The 23,749-nt window shown below is 38.6% G+C and carries 15 protein-coding genes; all 15 read left to right on the top strand.

The features are described from left to right. Positions 1–316 precede the first annotated feature (316 nt). Positions 317–1,105, top strand: a complete 789-nt coding sequence (locus E6C60_RS18070; RefSeq protein ID WP_233281059.1) for a TnsA endonuclease C-terminal domain-containing protein — start codon at positions 317–319, stop codon at positions 1,103–1,105. Next, positions 1,105–3,240: a Mu transposase C-terminal domain-containing protein gene (locus E6C60_RS18065; protein WP_138227095.1), complete on the top strand. Its 2,136-nt coding sequence runs from the start codon at positions 1,105–1,107 to the stop codon at positions 3,238–3,240. Before E6C60_RS18070 ends, E6C60_RS18065 begins: the two co-directional genes overlap by 1 nt. Beyond that, entirely contained in the window at positions 3,230–4,945 is a 1,716-nt protein-coding gene (locus E6C60_RS18060; RefSeq protein WP_138227094.1) for an ATP-binding protein, read from the top strand. Before E6C60_RS18065 ends, E6C60_RS18060 begins: the two co-directional genes overlap by 11 nt. Positions 4,946–4,972: 27 nt before the next feature. Next, entirely contained in the window at positions 4,973–6,880 is a 1,908-nt protein-coding gene (locus tag E6C60_RS18055; RefSeq protein ID WP_138227093.1) for a TnsD family Tn7-like transposition protein, read from the top strand. A gap of 23 nt (positions 6,881–6,903) precedes the next feature. After that, positions 6,904–8,538, top strand: a complete 1,635-nt coding sequence (locus tag E6C60_RS18050) for a TnsD family Tn7-like transposition protein (RefSeq protein ID WP_138227092.1) — start codon at positions 6,904–6,906, stop codon at positions 8,536–8,538. 1,007 nt (positions 8,539–9,545) lie between these two features. Continuing rightward, positions 9,546–10,076, top strand: coding sequence for an exodeoxyribonuclease X C-terminal domain-containing protein (locus tag E6C60_RS18045; protein ID WP_138227091.1), 531 nt, complete (start codon positions 9,546–9,548; stop codon positions 10,074–10,076). Between the two features lie 63 nt (positions 10,077–10,139). Then, positions 10,140–12,191 carry an ATP-dependent nuclease gene (locus E6C60_RS18040; protein WP_138227888.1) on the top strand — a complete coding sequence of 684 codons (2,052 nt, stop codon included), beginning with the start codon at positions 10,140–10,142 and terminating at the stop codon, positions 12,189–12,191. After that, complete coding sequence (locus E6C60_RS18035) at positions 12,176–13,972, top strand: UvrD-helicase domain-containing protein (protein WP_138227090.1); 1,797 nt, start codon at positions 12,176–12,178, stop codon at positions 13,970–13,972. Before E6C60_RS18040 ends, E6C60_RS18035 begins: the two co-directional genes overlap by 16 nt. 491 nt (positions 13,973–14,463) lie before the next feature. Next, positions 14,464–16,020, top strand: coding sequence for a P-loop NTPase family protein (locus tag E6C60_RS18030; RefSeq protein ID WP_138227089.1), 1,557 nt, complete (start codon positions 14,464–14,466; stop codon positions 16,018–16,020). Between the two features lie 539 nt (positions 16,021–16,559). Further along, positions 16,560–16,904: a helix-turn-helix domain-containing protein gene (locus E6C60_RS18025; RefSeq protein WP_175415355.1), complete on the top strand. Its 345-nt coding sequence runs from the start codon at positions 16,560–16,562 to the stop codon at positions 16,902–16,904. A gap of 54 nt (positions 16,905–16,958) precedes the next feature. After that, positions 16,959–17,318, top strand: coding sequence for a hypothetical protein (locus E6C60_RS18020; RefSeq protein WP_138227087.1), 360 nt, complete (start codon positions 16,959–16,961; stop codon positions 17,316–17,318). A 9-nt stretch (positions 17,319–17,327) separates the two neighbouring features. Beyond that, positions 17,328–18,155 (top strand): TnsA endonuclease N-terminal domain-containing protein, encoded by an 828-nt coding sequence (locus E6C60_RS18015; RefSeq protein WP_138227086.1) that lies wholly within the window; start codon positions 17,328–17,330, stop codon positions 18,153–18,155. A gap of 5 nt (positions 18,156–18,160) precedes the next feature. Further along, positions 18,161–20,356 (top strand): Mu transposase C-terminal domain-containing protein, encoded by a 2,196-nt coding sequence (locus E6C60_RS18010; protein WP_233281057.1) that lies wholly within the window; start codon positions 18,161–18,163, stop codon positions 20,354–20,356. After that, positions 20,353–21,819, top strand: a complete 1,467-nt coding sequence (locus E6C60_RS18005) for an ATP-binding protein (protein ID WP_233281056.1) — start codon at positions 20,353–20,355, stop codon at positions 21,817–21,819. Before E6C60_RS18010 ends, E6C60_RS18005 begins: the two co-directional genes overlap by 4 nt. Positions 21,820–22,033: 214 nt before the next feature. After that, entirely contained in the window at positions 22,034–23,461 is a 1,428-nt protein-coding gene (locus E6C60_RS18000) for a TnsD family Tn7-like transposition protein (protein ID WP_138227085.1), read from the top strand. Positions 23,462–23,749: the final 288 nt, after the last annotated feature.

Below are 23,749 nucleotides of genomic sequence, written 5' to 3'. Positions count from 1 at the left end.
TGAATATAGAAATGAACACAATATTGAATATAGAAATGAACACAATATTGAATATAGAAATGAATAGATAACTTGTTATTTAATTACAAATTCAATTGTATTATAATTTCATTTAGAGCTGATGTAGAAATGGTTAAAGCAAGGTAAAGGGCGAGGAGGAGGTGGGAGATTTAGTTTATGGTTCACAGCAAACAAGTATCAACTATATATTGTTATTGAATATCAATAGACACCAAAGAAGCGCATGACGTTATAGTTATGCGTTTCTTTCTTCAGAAAGGACTATTTGATGACAAATACCTTGCACAAAACGCACTTGAACCGGCTTAAAGATGGGAGAGGTCAAGGTCAGGGTGAGAGTTACATCCCTTATATTCAGGCTAACGACAATAAAGTTGCATCAGAAGGGTGGCTTACTCGTACTCCAGGTTGGCACTCAAACAGGATTCATCATACACTCTCCAAATATGAGTACCAATATTTTTTAGTACAAGAATGGACGGACCAGATTACTGACATCCGTGAACAATATCCTCTCCCATATGAAGACACTCAGAGAATAGCCGAAAAATTAAACATTAGACATCCGCATTTAGATGGTCATGATGTTGTGTTAACATCGGACTTTATGTTAACGGTTATTGATGACAACGATTCATTAAATGATCAAGCAAGGACATTTAAACCGATTCATAAACTAACAAAGAGAACTCTCGAATTGTTTGAAATAGAGAGGCGCTATTATAAAGAAGTTGGCATACAGTGGAAAGTTGTTTTTGATGTCGGAAGACCGATTAACCTGATAAAGAACATTGATTGGTTACATGATGCCAAACGGGCAGATACTCGTCCAGGCATGGATAGCGAGGTAGTTAATATGATTGCTGAACCCATATTTGAAAAATTAAAACAGTACAATACCAAGTTATCGATAAGTAAGAGCTGTTTAAGGTGTGACGATCATATTGGTCTGGAACCTGGAACTTCCATGTTTATGGTCAAACACATGCTCGCAAATAAACGTTGGGTAACTGATATGACAGTCTTAATACGTGAAAGTGCCCCTTTAGTTATAGATCTGCCCGGACAAAGGGAGATGAAATAATGATATTTGAGAATTCAATCATTTGCTTTCATAGTACTGATCCGGATAAAAAGCCATCATTTGAACGTGTACTGTGGATAGCTCCAGATTGTTCCCAGGTCGTTCTAATTAACATTGATGATAAAAAGAAAATACCATTTCCGTACTTCCAGGAGTATGACGTGTTAGTTACTTATCTTGAGAACGATAATGCTCAGATAGAATCATTAGACCCTGACTTACGTTTGATAGCCCCTGACGAACCATATTTGAATAAGTACTCAAAAAGAAGGGATGAGAAATTCTCAATTATTGAGGGTATTGTGTTCAAAGAGCCGGATATCTACATAGCCCAACTAAGAGGGAAACTAGTGAAGGAGGCAGCAGATCAAGCCCATAAGCAGGTAAACTGGGTTTATACGTTACTACGAAAGTATTGGTTTTATGGTAAAACACCTAATGGTTTGTTAAATGATTATTTTGATGTAGGACTCCCTGCTGATAAGAGGAATAGAAAAAGAAAATCTGGTCCAAAACCGACGGATGGTAATGATTTCGTTGTAACCAATAAAGACAAAGAGACTTTTAAACAGGCTATTACGGAATACTATACAAAACGAGGAATGAGTCTAAAAGCAACGCACAAGCATATGTGCCAAGAAATATACGTAACTGGTTATTATCGAAAATACGGGGAAATGGTGCCTATAATTGGTGGGCCTTCTTTACGGCAGTTTCTTTATTGGTATTCGAAAGAGTACAACAAAAAGAACAAAGTAGCGGCTAGATTCGGTCAACGCAAGGCGGAGATGAATGCAAGATCTCTTCTGAAGTCTGCAAGTGGAGATATTCAGGGACCGGGAGAGCTTTACGAAATTGATTCAACACCTGCTGACGGTCTATTACTGTCGATTGACCATAAAACTGTTATTGGAAGGGCTCATGTATATTTTGTAAAGGACGTGATGAGTCGACTCATCACAGGAATGCATATCTGCAAAACTCCCTCTTGGGAGGAGGCAATGGTAGCACTTGAGAACGCTTCGATCGATAAAGTTGCATTTTGTGCACAATATGGTATTACGATAACTGAGGAAGACTGGCCATCAAAACACTTACCTAGATTTATTGTTGGGGACCGTGGCGAAATGAAAAGTAAAAATTCTAATAATCTAGGGTTTCTCAATATACGTATTGGTAATCCTCCATCCTATCGTGCAGACTTAAAACCTCATATTGAACAACAATTCCGAAGTTTTTGTATGCGGATTAGAGAGGTAATGCCTGGAGCAGTGCATAAAGAGCATAGGGAAAGAGGAGACAAGGATCCTGGAAATCAAGCTGCATACACGTTTGAGGCTTTTACTAAACTGGTTATTTTGTTTGTCCTAGAATTCAACAGAAAAGCATTAAGTGAAAAATACTTTGTCACCAGGGAAATGTTTATTGACAAAGTAGACCTAACACCGTTATCTATGTGGAACTGGGGAATGAGACATACCCTTTTACAAGAGCAGCCCCGCAGCTTGATTCGTCATACGCTTCTACCTAAGAAAAAATGTTTGGTTTCTAGAGGGGGGATAGCACTATACAAAATGAATTATGCCTGCCAACGTGGTGAGGATGAGGGATGGTTTGAGGATGAAAGAATTGAAGGGCAACGGGAAGTTATTGTTAGTTATGATCCTCGTAATTGCAGCAGTGTGTTTATTAGACTGAAAAATGGGAGAGAAGAACAGCTCTTCCTTACTGATAGATTCAAAGAATATGAAGGATTACATTTCGACGATGTAAAGACAATCATGGCATTTAAGAAAAAACAACTCAACAAGGCTAATTTGGAAAGGAATCAGATTGAAGCCGAGTTGGATACTGTAGCCAAAAAGTTAACTAATGTCGAAATTGCAAAAACCAAAGAAGCTCAGAGCGGTAAGTCTAGAGCAGCAAGGTTTAAGAATAAGCGATTTGCGAGGAAGCTTGAAAGAAGAATGGAATCCAGCACAAATGCTTGGACTGCAAATACTTCAGTAAAGATATCTCAAAACAGTACAAATAAAGAAAAGCCGCTTATAGATGAAACAAATCAAAAGGTCAGCAAAATGCAACTTTTTCTGTTAGCGAAGAGTGAGGAAAAGAGGGTAGGCCATGATAAATAGACTAGATCGCTTCGTGTATTTAAAGGGCAGACAAATTAAAGCGGAATACCGTGATCAGATAGTAGAGGCGTATCAAGGTAATCCATTTATCGAAGCTTTGCCTTGCAGACTTTCCCAAGATCAATTGTTTCAGATGCTGTATTCAGTACCTAGATTTACGGGAGATATCAATCGACTTAACTCAGAGGAACGTGTTGAACTTGTCCAACAAATCAAACCAAGCTATTGGCAACCGCTATCTACACATTTCGAGCGGTATAGAAATTTATATAACATGATTAAAATTGGCTATCAGTCTAGAAATCCACTAACACCAATCTACCAGAGACAAATGGCAATCGGTCTGGATAGAATTTTGGCAGCCGGGACCGATGAATTTGGAAGAAACCTGGCAGGGAATTTACAAACAGCTCAACAAATGGCGGATATCGGTCTTAGTGGAATGGGAAAGTCCAAATCATACGAAAGAATATTAAGTTTGTTCCCACAGGTTATTCATCACTCAGAATACCATAGAGAACCGTTCCCGTGTAAACAAGTTGTCTGGCTCCATATCGAATGTCCGAGTAATAAATCAGTTGGTGCACTTTGCCGTAATTTTTATTGGGCAGTAGATAAATTGTTGGGGACTACTTATTATGAAGATTTAGCTGAAAAGGACGGGCGTGCTGAAGTTCTTGCAAAACGAATGTCTAAGGTCGCTGGACAAATTAGTTTAGGGGTTTTGGTAATTGATGAAATTCAACGCATAAACAGGGGGTACTCTGGTGGCGATGAGAAGATGATCGACTTTATAACGGAACTTACTAACTCTATTGGTATTCCAATTGTGCTGATCGGAACTTTTAAAGCATTGTACCTCTTTAAGTCATCCCTAGCTAATACACGAAGGGGAATCCCCGATGGTTATGCGGAGAATATAACAGACCGAATGAGAGATGACTGGGAATGGGAACTCTTCCTTAAAGGAATGTGGGACCTGCAATATACAAACAAATTTACTGCCCTAACACCGGACCTAAAGGCTGCTATGTATTTTCACTCGCTTGGAATTCCTGATTTCGCTGTAAAACTGTTTATGCATGTCCAATGCCGCGCAATTCTTTATGAAGATGAGGAGGAAATTACTGTTAATCTGATTGAAGAAGTAGCGAACAAGACCTTTAGACTAGTCCAGCCGATATTTCAAAGAATACGGGGAGGAGAAGAAATTGATCCAGCAGAGTATGAGGATTTGAAACCAGATTGGATTTCCTTTAAGGAATATCTCATGGAAGCGCAACATCGTATTACGATAGATGGAAATCTCTCTGAGGAACACAAACTAATTTTACTGCAGCATAATCGGAGGATTCTCATTGACCAACTAACTGTATTTGCAATGAAAATGGGATGCTCAGGAGATGTTGCTTTAACATATGCCGAAAAGATTGAGGTACAAAACCGAGATGCCGGGAATGATATCGAACTCCTATATTTAGAGATAGCCAAGCTTGTTTTTGAAAACAAAAGTAATGTATCAAAGGAAACGGAAGAGGTAGAAGAAAAGACTAAGCAGAAGAAGAAGCCTACCAAAATTAAGAATCCTGATTTGGATGAAAGTGATATCCGATTTATTGTGTCTCAGGGAAATTTGAACAATATGACAATTGATGAGGCACTTAGGGACTCAGGACTGGTTGGGGAATATGATGAGTTTGTTTAATAAAGTAGAGGGTAGTAGGAGGAGACCATGGGAAGAATTGTTGCATTTCCCCCAACATATCCTGATGAAGATTTTCGGAGTATTGTTCATCGATATCATCTGCAGTCGCCGTATACTTTCACGCAAAGTAAGCGTGAATTGTTCGGAAAGCATGTACCAAAAAAGGGAATGTTATATCCAAAAAATTTATCTCAGATAATAAGCCAACTAGGTGTCACTGGTTTGTTTGCGGAACGACTTATACAAAACCATACCTACTATCCATTTCTCCGCTCTTTTTTATCACACGATCTTCTTAAACAATTTCAGGAGGCGATGTACAACGATAGCCATACTAGTCTTCTCATTATTAATACCATCCAAACCTCAGTTCACGTAAATGCTCGATATTGCCCTGAATGTATGCATGAGGATTACCAAAGATATCAGATTGTTTATCTGCATCGCACCCACCAATTTTCTTTTCTAAGCAAGTGTCTGGTTCATGGCTCTAAGCTGATAGAGGTATGCCCAGTATGTCGCACATCACTAATCAATCAGACAGGAAGTCAAATGCCCATTGAACCAATTTGTTCCAATGGGCATGCAATACTTCCTTATGCAAACAGCAATCCAAAAATAATGGGAGAAAATCTACAATTATTAAACGATATTACGACTCTGATGAATCCGGATGTAGGTTCTCTTGACACCATTCATCTTAAACTTGTTATTCAATCTGGAGCAAAGGGATATATACATTTTCGTGGGGATTTTATATACAAAAAAAGATTGCTGACTGACATGGTGGATTACTACGGTAAACCTTATTTAGCTTCTCTTGGACTATCACCTGATCACCTGATGCGCGAAAAAATGCTGGTTCGTTTTCTTCAAAAGGATAGTCTCAAATCGAATATTATTTTGTATTTACTCCTAATGAGATTTTTTGCGGGCTCTGTTGAAAATTTCATGAAAAGTAATATGAGTTATGCCCTGCCAGTTCCTTTTGGGACTGGTCCATGGCTATGTGTTAATGCATTATGTTCCAAATATAACAAAGGAGTTATTAAGAGGGTAACTCGAAAAGCTCATGAGTGGGTTACTGGATGCTTTATCTGTCCTCATTGTGGATTGATTTATACAAGAACAGGATTTCCCAAAGAAGAAGATGAGAAGCAATTCACTATAGACACAATGGGACCTTTGTTTGTAAATAAGGCGATCCATTATTATGAAAAGGGCCTGAATTTTAATGAGATTGCCGAACACCTTAACTCAAACCGAAATACAGTAACTAAATATCTTAAACCGTATATTGGCCAAAAGCCAAGCAAGACATATTCGAATAATGTTGACCCAGTAGCTGTTATAGAATTAGGATTCCATCAAGCGGTGGCTGCCGTTCAGTCCAAAAAAGAACATTGTCGTAACACTATACTGGAGGCAATAGAGGTTTTAGGACCACATGCATCTAGACCAGATATTCGCAAATACAACAATCACCGCTATGACTGGCTAATGAAGAATGATCGCCCATGGCTTGAAGAGCATTTACCACCAAGGAAAAGGAGTCCAAAAAAACTTGATCTAGAAAAGCTAGATGAGGAAATATACGTTGAAATGAAAAAAGCAGTTGACATTGTAAAAGCCAATCCTCCCCGTAAACAAATTAAGATCTCCAATTTTTTAAGGGAAGGTAATAGTTGTGTACAAGCTAGATACTATACTTTTCGACAACATTTACCTCTCACTAGAGCATTATTAGAAGTAAATATAGAGAGTATTGATGATTATGCGATTCGAATATTCCCCATAGTCGTAGAACGATTTCTCAAATCAAGATATAAACGGTTAAGTCTAAAGCTATTGCAGAAGTTCGGGAAGGTTTATAAAAAATGCTCTGTTGAGATATTAAAATGGGCGGTATCAGAGGCAGAAAGATATGCTAAATAATTTGTGAAAGGACAGATGTCTAATTGATATTTTTTCCACCTCCATTTCCAGATGAAATATTATATAGTGTTTTCGCACGTTATCATGCTCGATCAGGCAATGAAAATACAAAAAAGACAATGAGGGACTTGTTTGGAAGTAAGACCGTTTGTGCAGTGACCGATCTACCGGCATATCTAAACCAATTGCAAATGTCTATCCCCGGTAATCCTATTTCGGTTGATACACTGCTTAATAAGCATACATTGCTGCCATTCTTTCGCCCCTTTATGCCGGTAGAGCGATATGAGCGTATACTTGAGCAGTTGATTTACGGAAACAGCCAGTCGGTCTATATGAAAATGGGATTACCTGCTAGCGGAGTTGCTAAACCAGTAGTTTTAAGATATTGTCCGGCATGTGTTAGATTTGATCGTAAAGAATACGGTGCAGCCTATTGGCATAGAAATCATCAACTCGCCGGGGTATTCATATGTCCCATACATGATTGCTATCTCAATTCATCTTCGATTCTGTATGCACAACGTAGAAATAAACATGAGTTTGTGATGGTTGAATCAATAATAGGCCATGAGTTGCCGCCTTTAACTAGTCGGGGTGGAGAAAAAGAATTATTAATAGCTAAGCGAGCAAGTGATTTACTGCAAACAAATTATTTATCTATAGATGTTCAGGAAGTGCGGAGGAAATATCTTGATTTACTTGCAAGTAAAGGAATGTTGACTGCTAAGGGTAGTATTAGATTTCAAGAGCTAATTCCCTACTTTGTTCATTTTCATGGCAGAGAACTTTTGGGGAGACTAGGATGTCTACTCGATGTCAACAATCAAGATACGTGGCTGCATAAGATGCTTCGTAAACCCCGGCATGCCACACATCCTATAAGGCATATCCTTATACAAATGTATCTCAATGTGGAAATGGCGAAGATTTGCGAAGGGCACAGAGTGGGCATTACAGATGTATTTGGAAAAGGCCCATGGCCATGTTTAAATAAGGCAGTCGAACATTATAAAGAGCAACTCATTAATAATGTGGTCATAACAAGATGCTCAGATACACGAAAACCAGTAGGAACATTCAGTTGTTGTTGTGGGTTTATATATTCAAGAAGAGGACCCGATCTTAATGCTACCGATAAATTCCGTGTAGGACGAATTAAGCATTTCGGGTCTCAATGGATGAACAGATTAAAAGAAATCAATGAAGATGACACACTCAGTTTACGAGAAAAGGGCAGGCTACTTGGTGTAGATCCGGGGACTATTAAAAATCAGACCAAGAAACTTGAGACATTTAGGATAATAACGTTGGTTAAAGATTCAACAACATCACCAAATGTAACGATTGAGCGACCAATGAATAGTAGAAAGAAAAGGAGAGTCTCAAGCAGGCCAAAACGAGTTGATTGGAGAGAACGGGACCAAGTCCTAGCTCAAGAGGTTGAAAGAGTTGCAAAAGAAATTAAATATAGTGGTAATAGACGAGTAACCCGCTCTGAGATTGGCAGACTTTTAAATCGTTCGACAATGATACGGACGAAGTTAGGAAAGCTTCCAATCACCTCTGCTCGACTAACACAGGTCACTGAGTATGTAAGAAAAGATGATGAGTTACTTGAACTAAGAGGGGGACATACTACGCAAATGCAATTATAAATAATATTTCATATTACAATATTGGAAACAGTGATGAATTGCAAATAGCCTGAAGTGCAAACATTAAGGGCATGCAAAATTATCTCAAGAAAGAAATTCTTCTTTATCCTCGATTTTATACAAAGGTATGATTTACAAAAAAAATAAGAAAGGAATTTCAAATAATTTATTGAACATGAACACTATAGATATTGAAATTTAATTTTATAGCAGGAGAGCAAAGTCAACATCGGTTGATCACACTAAAAAGCAGTGGCTTAATCCGTGCCCAGTTAACTATAACCAATCACGTTTCCATCCTAATTTTGGGGTGGTTTTTTATTTGGAGGAATATTTATGAACATCAGAATGGCACCAATCAATCAGATTCATCTTACAACCCGAGGATTGATTTATAGCCAGGGGATCTAGAATAAGGAAACGCTGAAGCCTAACATTGAGTACTTCGGCAATGTGGAGCTGATAGATTGGAATGAGAAGACCAGCAACATGGTCGGCGGGCAACAGCGGTATAAAATAAAGTTCATGAGCTGAGTTTACAGAGTTGTTGACTTTGTCGTCGACCTGGATGATCAGCAGGAACGCTTCAAAACATTGGTCTGATTACAAGACAGAGGCATTAGAAAGGCTACGTGACAGTCTGGGTAAAGTTCTTTGGCTTCAGAAACACTTCGTGGGGTTGATCTAGGTGCAAAGTATACATAACTCTAGATTAAGCAAAAGAATTGCATGGAAGAGTATTTTAAAACTTGCAAGGAGGGACGGCAATAGGGGAGGGGGAGCTTTCATGTGTAAGAATCGCTGTAATTCGATGGAGAATATACGAAGCGAAAAATACGAAATTTTATTAATTACAATGCAGTCTATGTACTTATATCCAATTTTGAAAGAAAGAATATACTGTCTAATCATGACTGAGAGTCGATCTTTTGGCAGGGATAACCACTTTAATGTCGAAGACTTTTAAAAAGGTTTGATTAACATGTACGAGCAGTGAGGTATTACAAATGGAAATGACAATGACATTTGGCAAATACAAAGGAATGACTATTGAAGAAGTGTTCTTATTGAATTCCAGTTATTTTTCTTGGATGAAAGAGACTGGTATGTCAAATAGGCTAGAGTATGAGGAGTTTATAGAATCAATTCCTTATCAATACCCGGAACGATTTAAATGGGTAGTTGATATCCGCAGCGGGTATCAATGCTGGAAATGTAAGAAAATGATGAATATTTTTTTATTGTTTAATCCGGAAGTCGAGAATGAATTGAGACACGGATATCCAATTATTAGCGATCTAGCTTATAGTAAACCCAATTCATTAATCTTTTTGGCGAATGAATACGGAATTCAACTTGAAGAACGTTACAGTAAGATGACCGAGTCAAAGTATGTTATGCACATTTGTCCACATTGTAAAATGCATCAGGGGGATAATTACGTTGTAGAGGATAATGAGCAAGAAACAGTACTAATTAAAAGCATACAGATTGTTTTTGAGAATGGTGCTTGGAAAGAAGGGTGCCAAACGCCCTGAACCATCTGGAAGATCACCTGAACAAGAGATAGTTTCATGTTGAATAAATTGAGGGAGATACTTATGTATATATCAAATATTGAGATAGAAAATTATCGGAATTTTCGGAACAAATCAATCATTTTAAGCGATGGAATGAATGTGATCATTGGTCAAAATAATGCTGGGAAGACCAATCTCATTAAAGCTCTAGCTCTAGTACTAGATTCCAATGGAAAAAAAAGATTGGATATACACGATTTTAATAAAAGTATTTCACTTGAAGAATTAAAATCTGCTCCTCCAAAAATTCGGATAAGAATGACTATAAAACAAAGTGACAACGAGGACCTAGACTCTGATGATTTGGTGACAGTAGCTAATTGGTTAACCAAACTAGAGGAGCCGTATGAAGCAACACTAACATATGAGTTCCATCTTCCCGAGAAAGAAGTTGAAAAATATGCAGCATCGCTTGCCAGTGTAGTCGATGTAGATAAAGCTTGGAGAATAATTCAACAGGATTTTTTGAGACTTTATATTTATAAGATATGGGGAGGCAACATTGACAATCAAACCGTGGCAGACAGCGAATCATTAAAGAAATTTGATTTTCAATTTTTGGATGCTATCCGAGATGTTGAAAGAGATATGCTTTCCGGTAGAAATACATTACTTAGAGATGTATTAGATTTCTTCATGGATTACGATATTAAATCAGATCATACGAGAACGCCAAAGGAGAAAATCCATGAAATCAAGCTTAAAAAACAAAGTTTTACTGACGCGGCGGATGCATTGCTTTTAAATCTTTCAGAAAGAATGAAACTTGGGAAGGAACAAATATTATCTTATGCAATGGATACAGGCGCATCATTTAATAAGGCTGAACCAAATTTTGAAGGAGTTATTTCCGATGTTGAGTTGTTTTCGGCCTTAAAGTTAATTGTAGAATATGAATCCGGTATCAAAATTCCAGCAACTCATAATGGATTAGGCTACAATAATTTGATCTATATGTCATTACTTCTATCTAAAATGCAGGTGAATTCGGACGGAGGTTATTTAGGAAGTAATGCAAAAGTTTTTCCGATTTTAGCGATTGAAGAACCTGAAGCTCATCTACACCCGGCTATGCAGTATCAATTATTGAAATTCTTGACCAAAAACAAAAAAGACAAAAAGGTAAGGCAAATTTTTGTTACAACCCACTCCACTCAAATAACTTCAACTGTTTCTTTAGATGAGATGATCTGCTTACATAATGAAAGAGGGGAAACAAGCGTAGGTTATCCTGGGATAGTTTTCAAAGACAATGAAAAAAGCAAGAAATACGTTCAGCGATTTTTAGACGCAACCAAATCAGATATGTTATTTGCACAGAAGGTAGTTTTAGTAGAAGGAATAGCGGAACAACTATTACTACCGATTATGGCGAGATATCTTGGTGTTTCATTTGAGGAAAATCATATTGCTGTAATAAATGTTGGGGGAAGATATTTTGAACACTTCCTTTATTTATTTAATCTTAGTAACCCTTATGCGATTCATAAGAAAATTGCTTGCATAACTGATAGAGATCCTGAGAGGAAGAAGAAAACCAAGGGGGGAAGTTATAGTAAATGTTATCCTTATGAATATGGCTTGCAGGAAGATCTATATGAGTATAAACGAAACCCCTCGTTTAACTTATATCCTCGTGACGCATATTCTAATATAGCAATTTTCTCTCAGGATGAAACTGCAGGAAAAACATTTGAATATGATTTTGTTTTACATAATCCTTCACTGGAATTACTGGTTACAAACTCCATGAAAAATCAGGATGAGATAAAAGAATTAATGAGGCTGTTCAGTAGCGATACAGAGTTATCTGAATATGAGCAGATATTGAGAGAAAGTGATGAGAACAAGAGGATTAAAGAAAGCATCAACATGAACTGCTCATGGGAGAAAGATCAAAAGGTAAAAGGTCTAATTGCATCTCGTTATCTTAATTCTGTTGGAAAGGGAGAAAACGCATTGGAATTAGCTTATGTACTCGCAGATAACCTAGATAAAAAAGGGACAGCCGATTATCAAGAATTTACAGTTCCAAACTATATAAAGGAAGCTATCTCATGGATAATTCAATGATAGAAATAAACTCCGATTCGCTCATACCTATTGAAATTCATTTTCGTGTAGCTGCAGGACCGGGAGCAGGCAAAACTCACTGGCTTGTACAACATATTAAGAACGTGTTGCATCAGTCACAGAGACTAAGAAAGTCTCGAAAGATTGCTTGCATAACCTATACTAATGTTGCCGTAGAAACCATTTTAAATCGCTTAGGTACTAATGTTGACCGGGTAGAAGTTTCAACATTGCACAGTTTTCTGTACAAACATATTGTTAAACCTTATGGTTATTTACTTACAGATGAATGTGATTTGAATGTAAAAGAACTGGATGGCCATGAAGATACAATAGTTCATTTTAAAAAAGTTATACATTGGATTGAAAATCATACTAACGCCAATCAATTAAAACACCCTTATACTGTAAACCAGTTGGTTAAGAGAGATGAAAATATAACCCCTTTAACTAGATGGTTACAACATTTGACTTATCATTTGGACAAGCATGAAAATCTTGAAATTGTAGGGGATAATAAGCAAGCTTATAGAATTGAAAAAAACGATGATAAAGAAGTTAGAAAATATCTAAATAAAAAATGCCTGGAAGTTCTCAGCACTGAGTTATTGGCCTATAAAAAACTTTACTGGTCAAAAGGTATTGTCGATCATAGTGATGTACTTTTTTTTAGCTATCAGCTCCTAAAAAGTCACTCTTTTATATTAGAGGTTTTGAGAGCAAAATTTCCTTATTTGTATATTGATGAATTCCAAGATACCAATCCGATTCAGGTGAAAATTGTAAATCTATTAGGCGCAAAGGAAACAATTGTTGGGATTATTGGTGATGAAGCGCAGTCTATTTACAGCTTTCAAGGTGCTGATCCCAGTCAATTTTCCTCCTTTTTGTTACCTGGATTATTGGCATATGTTATGAAGGATAATCGCAGAAGTACAAACTCCATTATTGATCTGTTGAATATAATTCGAAAAGATATAGAGCAGAAGAAGTATAGAAATATTGAGGGTGATAAACCTTGCATTTTATTGGGCGAGAGAATGGCTGCATACTCAAAGGCAAGAGAGCTTTGCAATAGTAACGAAGAGATCTACTCTTTATCACGTGACAATCTAACATCAAATGCCATGAGAAAAGATTTATATAAAGAAGTAGTAAACGACAAGTTGATTAATGAACTATTAGAAATCGATAAATCTTCGAGTAGTAACAAGTATAGAAGCAAAGTAATTGTTGCCTGTTTAAGAGGAATTGAATATGCTCGCGAAGGGGATATAGCCAAAGCTATTAAAGAGCTTGAAGGTATTGTAAAAGATACTGGTGACAAAGAAGCTAGAAAGAAACTAGCGTTAAAGTCACTTTTTATGCTCTTAAAAGCTTATGATAATTATAATGATAAACCTCTGTATGAATTCTTTTCCTTTATAAAAGATGAAGTAAGACCAGAAATATCTCGATTAGGAAAAGGTGCAGCTAAAACATTTTACGAGAGCTACACCTATGAGCAATTAGCTCTCTGTGTCAATATTACTGATGATTACAGCAAGCACAGGACTATCCATAAATCAAAAGGCGATGAATTTGACAACGTATTTATTGTTTTTAAATCTTCTGCTGAGTTGAACATATTTCTAAGACCTGATTTAAAAAATAATGAAGAACACAGAATTAGTTACGTTGCTTTAAGTAGGGCAAGAGAACGTCTCATTATAAATGTTCCATCAATAGATGGTGATCTTCACTCTAAATTAGATAGATTATTTTCAATAATAAATGTATAAAGTGATCTTTCCAGATATAGCAATTCGGATAGGGCAGCCAGAGATGTAACATGTTGAGCGCTTTTTGCCTGTGAAGAACAAGAGCGGCTCTAGCGGGTATTTATACTACAAATGCTGGATTATTTCCGCTAACTTTCCCAAGAATAAGCTTATATCCTCCAAATCAATTGCAAGAAACTATGAACAGGATACAACATAGGAAAATAGAGAAGTTGAACTAAAGGATTTTTGTAATCCTGAATATACCTGCTTTAAATTTTGATCTAATTGATCAGTTTTTGCTTGTAGCAGTATAGTTACGAAGTAATACTGCTTTCACTGCTCCCTAAATGAAGATTGTTCGGGACTTGTTTTTGGGTGAGAATGAGTAACTATATCAATACTTAAAAATTTTGGTTTGTTTCAGCAGTTTTCATTCAATTCGGTATCCAGAGTATAGTAATATGGTTGTGATATTTGAGTGTTAAACCAACATGGGGTGAGGGTGAAGTATGATTAAAGAACTCGTTTTATCTGATTCTTTTGAGGATATGAAAGGTGAACTGGGACCTAGTAATCTTAGTAAGATGATGGATTTCTTTGTCCCCGTCGTTTCAGCGGAAAAAGAAATAGCACTTGTAGCAAGAAGCATAAAAACAACAGGTAAATTGTTATTGTTACAAGGTGACCCCGGTGTTGGTAAATCGACCTTTATCCAATCTTTGAAATGGCGTAACCACATCCCTATAAATGAGATTGTTAATATTGACATGTCTCAATTTGTTGAGTCAAAACTAACTAACTTACTTAAGGCCTTAAATGAAAAATGCAGAAATATGGATGTAACTCCGAAAAAAAATGGAGTATTACTTTTTGTAGTAGATTATCTTGAGTCATTGACAGACGAAACACCTGAAAATAAAAAAGCTTTCTTTAGAAGTTTAAACGGGCTTCTAAGAACTAAACCAGTGATGATTATATGGCCTATAACCGAACAAACTGACGTTGAGGACATGATAAGTTACTCTTCCGCAGTATCAGGCACTTTATTTTACAGAAATAAAGAAGTGATTAATTTTAAAGGTCCGGAGATAGAGAATTTTCCCACCATTCTTAAAAATACGATTTCGGTCTTAAACACTGGGTACACATACACAGATTTTCAATTAACTGATGCTGATTTCGATAATATACTCAACAGATTAATCAACAAAAGTGATGTGTTTACTTTAAGAGATTACATCTTTGAGTTAAGAGATGTATGGATGGATAGAACTGGTAAAGTCAATAGTATCCTTAGCTCTATTCCAAAACCGACTGAAATTTGGTTTGTTTTCGGGATGCCGGAAGCCGAAGAATTAGTGACACCATTTATAAGGAAGTCAAAAAATCACGATGATTCATGGGATGCATATCATGCAAAACTAGATGAATATATACATGATAATCAACGAGCGGCATACTGGAACCCAACTCGATTACAAATAGCAATATCGGGTTCTTTTAAAGCGAAGCTATTTCACTTACCCACACATACTCTGGTTTCTACATTAGCAGCTTATGGGCAAAAATATAATCTTGACGCAAAAATTAATTGGCTGAATATAGGTATAGATAAAAATTGGCTTAAAACTTCCACTGCAAAATCTTTTTTATCTAATCCTTCAATAGTTAGGTATTTAGAAAATAAGCCAATTCAATTTGGTGTCACTCGAAGTGGACCTGCTAAGCGGGCGATCGAAAAGGGGAGAATTGCTTATCTCGAAATTAATGCTTTGGCGTCAAAGTATAACCCCCAAAGAGATGGGAGTGACAAGCCTTTTAATAAAACAATATCAGATGCTTTAAAAGATATTTTTCCGCAGTATTCCATCGATGCTGAAACAACACATCCATGGCTACCTAATATCATACCAGACATAAAATTAGAAACTGATGAAAAAATAATATGTATTGAGTTTCATTATACTAAGAGGAATGTGCCATCTGCTATCGCTTCTTATGTATTGGATAAACTAGATAACTACATGCGCCAATTAGAAGGAATGTATCCTAAATTGCTTAAATAGATAAGAGAAGTTGTCAACAATCGAATCCTGGTAATTAGTCGATTAGAGTTCTAGTGATCATTTGGATATTTTTTGAAATATTTTAGAAAATAAGGTATTCCAATATTATACAAACGGTTAGTGAATGAATTGGCTAAATTGTAAATTAAAAATATTACCAGGACACTGAGCATTATCCTAAAACAGACAATTAATATTCCAAAAGTAAAACGGCTCCTGAAAGCAGGATTTCACAACTTTAATGTAACTACATAATCAGAGGTGACAAATACTTCACAACTTTAATGTAAGTTCTTTTTTCAAGAAGTAGAAAGAAAACCTTGATAAATCAGGTATTTTCACTTCATTACTATAATGTTCTTCAACAGTTGTTAGAAGAAAATAAAGTGTTAGACTGAAAAATAAAGTATTAGACTGCGAAAATAAAGTATTAGACTGCTGGGTGTGACAGCATTTACTCCAAATAACAGACATCATGAGCTTGAACCCCGTAATTGTAACTAATTACGGGGGATTTTTGTTTTCTGGAGCTGATACAGTTGAATCTAGGTGAGAAAGTCAGATTTATCCGAAAATCAAATGAATTAAATCAAAAAGAATTTTCGGTTAGGATTGGAGTCTCTCAAGGGACGCTGAGTGATATTGAACGCGGTGTTTGTCTCCCGTCATGTGAAACGATTATTGCACTCAGAAGTAAATTCAAATGCGACTTGAATTGGCTGCTTGTAGATGACGTTGAGTCGACTTCTGTTCAAACCAATGTATCAAATGAGGAATTGGAACTGCTCGACAGTATTCGATCCCTCCCTACCCGTGAAAAAGACGAACTGTTTGAAATCATACATATCAAGCTAAGGAAAAATAAATATCCGTTTACGGATTAAAAAATCCGAAAAGTGTAATCATGATAACATTACCGAAAAATGCGGGGTGTTACCATGAAAGAAGAAAAGTTGGACATAGGAATCGTCACTCCAAGCGGGATCTGGTTTGATGGGAAAATCTATTCTTGCTCTTGGGCGGTTCGACATCAATGGTTTAAGCATTCGGAGTTCATTGGAGGCTGGCCAGTATCCGTAAGAAGTCATGAGGAACAAGCAGATCAAATAGAAGTCATATTGAATGATGGCAAGTCTGTCGTATGCATAAGGATAGATCACATACCGGTTAATTCAGCGAAACTCGATGCGTACTATCTGGAGTTTCAAAGGTTAGTGACTTTAAGGAAACAGCGGCAGGCTGTGAAAGAAACCATTCCAGAGGATCAGAGACATTCGGATGAGCCTACTAACAACTGAGGTGAATGAATGGCAAAACGGAAAAGGCAACTAACCGAAGCGAAAATCGAGAAGATGATTAAGGAAGGCAGAGGTCAAGGTACCGGTAAAGACTATCTTCCTTGGCTCAAGATTCAGGACGTTCCATCGGAAGGCAGAGCAACTCGTGGCGTAGGCTGGACGACTGGCCGAAGACACGAGCTTCTTTCAGATACTGAGCGTGATTATTGCTATCTTCTTGATTATGCAGATCAGGTTTCGGATATCCGTGAGCAGTTTCCTCTACTGCCACTAGAGGAAACGTTGATGATTGCAGAAAAAATCGGAGTAAATCATCCGCGTGATCCTAAGACTGGCGTTCCAATTGTGATGACTACAGATTTCCTAATCACCTATGGAGACAAAGATGTTGCTAGAACTGTGAAGCCTTTTAGTGAAATGGAAGATGAACGAACGATAGCTAAGTTTGAAATTGAACGGGTCTATTGGGAAACGCGTCATATAGATTGGGGCATTATTATTGACTGTGATTTACCTGATGTGCTGATTAGAAATATTGAGTGGGTTCATAAGGAGTACCATAACGAGGATGTATCTGATCTAGGTGTGTTTACTATTCGCAATTTAGAACAAATGCTCGCTGCCCGTTTAGACGAAGGGGAAGCAATATCGAAAGCTTGTTTAGCTTGCGACGAACGATTAGGACTAGAAGTTGGAACATCTCTTGCATTGTTCCGTCATTTTGTCGCGCGTAAAAAGTGGTCTGTAAATATGAATGAAAGAATCATTCCGACTCTCCCTGCGAAAGAGTTTAAGATAGCAACTCCTGAATATAGACTTGAAGCAAAAGGAGGGTGATTATAATGCAGGCTATTTATGAAAATATGGTCGTGGAATGGTTATCGTCTGATTCAGAAGATCGGCATTTAGAACGTATATTGTGGATTTCCCCTTCTGACGACGTGGTTTTCAGTATTGTAATGGAAGATGACAAGGCATTCCCAATTATGAAAACTTATTACGAGTACGTTGCAGGCTTCGAATCGAATCTTCTCAAGACAGTCGAATGGATAAATGGAAATATACCTTTACTGGATAAGGACATTAATGAAGAGTATCTGACCATTAGAGATAAAGCGTGGGACGTAATTAAAGACATCGTTATGGATGAACCGGGCTGTTTCGATAAGAATTTCCGAGGCTTACGAGTAAGAGAATCGCAGGAGCGAACGGGATTACATAAAAGTACGATTTACCGCTACCTACGAAGGTACTGGCAAGGTGGAAAGATGAAGAATGCTCTTCTGCCCCACTTCAATAATAGTGGTAGCTGTGGAACTGAGAGATCACCGGGAGATGTGAAGCGCGGTCGTCCGCGAAAATTTGAAGATGAACCGGTAGGCATAAATATCGATGAGGAGACAAAACAATTGCTTCGATCTGGCATCCGACTGTTCTATAACAATAAGCAGAAGGCTCCTCTCAAACATGCGTTCCAAAAAACACTGGAAAAGTTCTTTACTAACGGATTTCGACAAGATGGACAAGCGTTGGTGCCGATCCTTCCTCCCCCTGAGAAGCTGCCGAGTTTTGGACAGTACAGGTACTGGTTCAAGAAAGAAATGAATTTAGAGGATACGCTCAAAAGTCGGCTTGGAGAAAAACGTTATGCCTTAGATTATCGGCCTATACTTGGAAGCTCCACGTTTGAAAGTTTTGGCCCAGGGTCTAGGTTTCAAATTGATGCGACCGTTGCAGATGTGTATTTGGTGAGTGAGTACCGCCGGGAGTGGATCATTGGTCGCCCGATAATTTATATCGTTATTGATGTCTTCAGTCGCTATATTGCAGGTATCTATATTGGACTTGAAGGTCCAAGCTGGATTGGTGCAATGATGGCTTTAGCTAATACGACAACCGATAAGGTAAAGTTTTGTGCCCAATATGGAATAGATATCGAACCTGAAGAATGGGTATCCAGTCATTTACCGCAGAAACTTACGGCAGATCGTGGAGAACTTGAAGGAGAGAAACCCAGTCACTTAATTGATGTGCTTGGTGTTGATGTGGAAAATGCCCCTCCATATCGCGCCGACTGGAAAGGTATCGTTGAACAACAGTTCAGATTGGCCAATCTGCGGAGCATTCAATTCATTCCAGGAGCGATTAAAGAGCGCTATAGAGAACGTGGACAACGAGATTATCGTTTGGATGCAAAGTTAACGCTTCGAGAATTTACGAAAATTATGATTCAAACTGTCCTTTATCATAATAATGATCATCACATGCTGTGGTATGACCGGAATGAGTTTATGGTGGCTGACGAAGTATCTCCTATTCCAAGAGATTTGTGGCACTGGGGAATCATCAATCGCAACGGAAGGCTTAAGAAACAACCGGAGCATATCGTTAAGCTAAATCTAATGTGTCAAGGTGAAGCAACAGTTACTGCTGCAGGTATTCAGTTCAAGGGTATGCACTATAGTTGTGAATTGGCTATGCGTGAACAATGGTTTGTAAAAGCAAGAGCAGGCAAGACTTGGCGGGTAAAGGTCTGCTACGATCCTCGATCAACGAATGAAATCTATTTATGGTTGGACGAAGGGCACCTTTTCGAGACCTGTATTCTACTGGAACGTGAAGAGCGATACCTCAATAAGAGAATTGAAGAAGTTGAAGATTTGCTCGAGATTGAGCGGTACCAAGGACGACATCAGGAAGTGAAAAACATGCTCTCCAAAATTGAGCTCGACGCACAAACAAAGGCTATCGTTGATGAGGCAACCAAGAAAACGAATACAGCCATTCAGCAAAGTGAGGAAAGTAACAGTAAGCGTGTTAAAGGCACCAGACAGCGGCGTTCTAACGAGAAAGCGTCTAATCGTGAACAAGAAGCATTCCAGTTGTCTGAAAAAGTCGCAACACCAAGCAATTCAACAAACAACGTAGTTCCATTGAAACTTAACGATAAGGCAGAGACTAAACAAGCCTATGTTCCTCCAGCGGACAAGTTATCTAAAATAAAAGCTTATTTGCTTGAAGATGGTGATGATGAATGAGTGAATTTGATGTTCCGTTATTCCATTTCAGCCGCGGCGAGTTTGTAGAAGCCGATTACCAAGATCCGCTTCTTGAGGACTATCGAAACAACCCACTGCTCGAAGCTCTCCCACCGATTTGGGATGATAAGACGGTTGTGAACGAACTGGCGTCCGAGCCAATCTTCAATGCCTCGGAGCGCGACCTTCCCGTTCATCTCCGGTTGCACTGTGTTCAACGTATATCTCGCGATTTCTTTCGACCATTATCCAGACATCTGGAGCTTCAGCAGAGCATTTCAAGGCTTATTCGTGACGGCTATGTAGGTCGTAACCCTCTGACTCTAAATTACGCTTTCAGAGCTCGCAAGGATGCCTATGAGCTCATTATGCAGGGCAATACAAGCGGTTACCCAGTTAATACTCCAACCTCTGCTGGATTTGCCTTAGTTGGCATATCCGGGATTGGTAAGTCCAGCAGTTTGTTGCGAATTCTGCAAATGTATCCGCAAGTCATTCTGCATCGCAAATATAGAGGGCAGGACATGCCTGCTCCTTTTCAAATTGTTTGGTTGAAGATGGATTGCCCTCATGATGGATCCATAAGAGGACTATGTCTAAACTTCTTGTTAGCAGTAGACAGCCTCGTCGGAACAAAATATTACAAGAAAAATGTAACCAAGAACCCGGATGAGTTACTTCCTCTGATGGCACAAGCTGCGGCAGTCCACTGCCTTGGGGTACTTGTCATTGATGAAATTCAGAATCTTCAAGAAGCTAAGGATGACCGCGCTGCTCAAATGCTTAATTTCTTTGTTCAATTAGTTAATACCATTGGGCTGCCAGTTATTCTTGTCGGAACCTACAAAGCTCTTCCTGCATTGAACGGCGAGTTTCGTAATGCTAGACGGAATAGTGGTCAAGGAGATGCCACATGGCATCACTTCAAGAAAGATGAGGAATGGAACTGGTTGCTTCAGGGGTTGTGGAAGTACCAGTGGACGGACAAGAAAGTCGAGTTGGATCAAGAGTTCATTGATGTCATGTATGAAGAGTCACAAGGCATATCGGATATTGCCATCAAGCTATTCATGCTAACGCAATGGAGAGCTTTGGATAAAGAACTCGAATCGGTTACGCCGGGGCTAATTCGCTCCGTGGCAAAGGATCGACTCACCTTGATTAGGCCAGCTTTAGAGGCTCTACGCTCAGGTAAGAAAGCTCAAATCCAGAAATTCGCTGATATTTATGACAGTGTTTCCATCGACGATTATTTGGATCGCATTGAAGCTGAACAAAGGCAAGCAGAGCGGTTAGAAGTGATTCGAACAGAACTTGGCTATGACGTCACTGAACAGACGATAAATGAAGTCAGTGCATGGCTAATTGAGGCAGGTGTGACACAAGCAATAGCTTCTCAAGCTGCGGAAGAGGTAACGAAACTTCATCTTCATGAATTGGATGAAATCGATCTTCATAATTAGGCACTTAAAGTGGCATTGCAGAAGCAAAGTGCTTTGGCGAATAACTCATCGCAGCACCGTAGTAAGACGAAGCCAAAGGTAATACGGTCGAATCCAAGCGACTTGCGGCTCATTGTATCCCAAGGCCGAAAGAAGAAAATGTCTGCCTATGACTCGTTAAAGGCTGCGGGTTATATTAAAAATCCAATGGAGTTTCACGGATAGGTGATGAAAGTTGAATGAATGGTGTGCACTTCCAATCCCATACCCTGACGAACTCTTGTATAGTGTGATCGCCAGGTATCACATTAGATCAAATAATACGAGTCCTAAATGGACATTAAGAGAAGTTTTCGGCACTGACAATGTCATTCCTACGATCGATCTTCCAAGCCATCTGGATGCATTGTCGAGAAGAAACGTAGTTCAGATCATGGCTGATGAATGGATTAACAGGCACACCTTCTACACTTACTATGCCCCTTTCTTACCGGACTCCCTAGCTATACGGGTTAAGGCACTTATGAGAAGCACGGATGGATCGGGCATTCATGCTTTAGTAGGCATAACAGCAAGCACGATTGATCAGACGAATCGCTTGTGGTTTTGCCCTTCCTGTTACGAACAAGACATTCAACGTTATGGTGAGCCCTACTGGCATCGAATTCATCAATTGCCAGGTGTGTATCTCTGTCCTCACCACAGGAGAGTTCTGCATGAGCTAACGAGTCCATTATCGGATAGACATGGTTTAAATGTTTTGCCGATATCTAGACATATGTTTCGTTCGATTGCTGTCATTGAAGATTTACCCAATAAACTAATTGATCGCCTATCAGATATTGCTGAAGACATTCATTTACTCGTTCAGCAGAACAAACTGCCGGCTTTATATGACTTAAGAAAGGCTATCCTGCCACGATTAACAGAGAAGGGATTCGTTACTGTATTATCACGTATCCGCCAACAGAAGCTTTGCGAGCAGCCCGTTCTTTTTTATGGTAGAGAGTTGTTAGATCTATTAGATAGTGATCCATTAGAAGTTAGATATTCGTGGTTGGAGCAATCAACGCGAACAGCACGACGAGCTGTTCATCCTTTACGTCAGTTGCTTCTCATCCGCTTTCTATATGGATCATTTCGTGAATTTCTTAATCGCACGGACGTTACAAACGCTCCATTTGGTAATGCACCCTGGCCCTGTCTAAATAAGGCGGCTGACCATTATAAAAATTTAGTTGTTACGCAGTGTGATATCACCCGTTGCTCAGATACAGGGCAACCTGTTGGCACATTTGTATGTTCATGCGGATTCTCCTATTCTCGTCGTGGTCCTGATAGGTCTGAAGAAGAAAAGTACTATCGAGGAAGAATCAAGTCGTTCGGTCCAATATGGTCGGATAAGCTTAAGCAATGCATGCAAGAAGGGATGTCCTATCGCTCAACTGCTGAGAGGCTTGGGGTGGATACGAATACTGTCATCAAGTATGCCAACGGGAAATCGCCGGTACGAGAAGTTCCACTTAAACCAAAGCACGCTAAGAAGAGTGGAACGGCCCCTACTCCGAAAAATACAAGGAAGTCCCCCCGCATGCGTGTTGACTGGGAAAAACGTGATTTGGAGCTAAGTTGGAATGTTGAACAGGTATGTAAAGCCATCTAAGTAACTCCAAGCCAGTTCGTATTACAATTACCTTGATTGGCAAGAGAATCGGGAAGCTTAGCTGGCTAGAGAAGTATCAACATAAGCTTCCCGTAACGATGAGTGTTTTATCAATCTATGTAGAATCTGTATCCCAGTTTCAGATACGCAGAGTACGTTGGGCTGCGGAACGTTTGTCTGGAGAGTGGCCAATTAAACGATGGAAGCTGGAGAAGCTTGCAGGACTAAGACCTGATTATTCTCAGGAAGTATTGGACGAAATTAATCGATGCATCGGTCAAAGCCGAC

Source organism: Paenibacillus algicola (assembly GCF_005577435.1).
Lineage (GTDB): Bacteria > Bacillota > Bacilli > Paenibacillales > Paenibacillaceae > Paenibacillus_AQ > Paenibacillus_AQ algicola.
Note: the sequence above shows the minus strand (reverse complement) of the source record. Positions and strands in the feature narration are given on the sequence as shown.

What these genes read in the sequence shown, in the direction of transcription:
- E6C60_RS18065 (WP_138227095.1), top strand. Translation starts at nt 1,105, where the DNA reads ATGATATTTGAGAATTCAATCATTTGCTTTCATAGTACTGATCCGGAT.
- E6C60_RS18060 (WP_138227094.1), top strand. Translation starts at nt 3,230, where the DNA reads ATGATAAATAGACTAGATCGCTTCGTGTATTTAAAGGGCAGACAAATT.
- E6C60_RS18055 (WP_138227093.1), top strand. Translation starts at nt 4,973, where the DNA reads ATGGGAAGAATTGTTGCATTTCCCCCAACATATCCTGATGAAGATTTT.
- E6C60_RS18045 (WP_138227091.1), top strand. Translation starts at nt 9,546, where the DNA reads ATGGAAATGACAATGACATTTGGCAAATACAAAGGAATGACTATTGAA.
- E6C60_RS18040 (WP_138227888.1), top strand. Translation starts at nt 10,140, where the DNA reads ATGTATATATCAAATATTGAGATAGAAAATTATCGGAATTTTCGGAAC.
- E6C60_RS18035 (WP_138227090.1), top strand. Translation starts at nt 12,176, where the DNA reads ATGGATAATTCAATGATAGAAATAAACTCCGATTCGCTCATACCTATT.
- E6C60_RS18030 (WP_138227089.1), top strand. Translation starts at nt 14,464, where the DNA reads ATGATTAAAGAACTCGTTTTATCTGATTCTTTTGAGGATATGAAAGGT.
- E6C60_RS18020 (WP_138227087.1), top strand. Translation starts at nt 16,959, where the DNA reads ATGAAAGAAGAAAAGTTGGACATAGGAATCGTCACTCCAAGCGGGATC.
- E6C60_RS18015 (WP_138227086.1), top strand. Translation starts at nt 17,328, where the DNA reads ATGGCAAAACGGAAAAGGCAACTAACCGAAGCGAAAATCGAGAAGATG.
- E6C60_RS18010 (WP_233281057.1), top strand. Translation starts at nt 18,161, where the DNA reads ATGCAGGCTATTTATGAAAATATGGTCGTGGAATGGTTATCGTCTGAT.
- E6C60_RS18005 (WP_233281056.1), top strand. Translation starts at nt 20,353, where the DNA reads ATGAGTGAATTTGATGTTCCGTTATTCCATTTCAGCCGCGGCGAGTTT.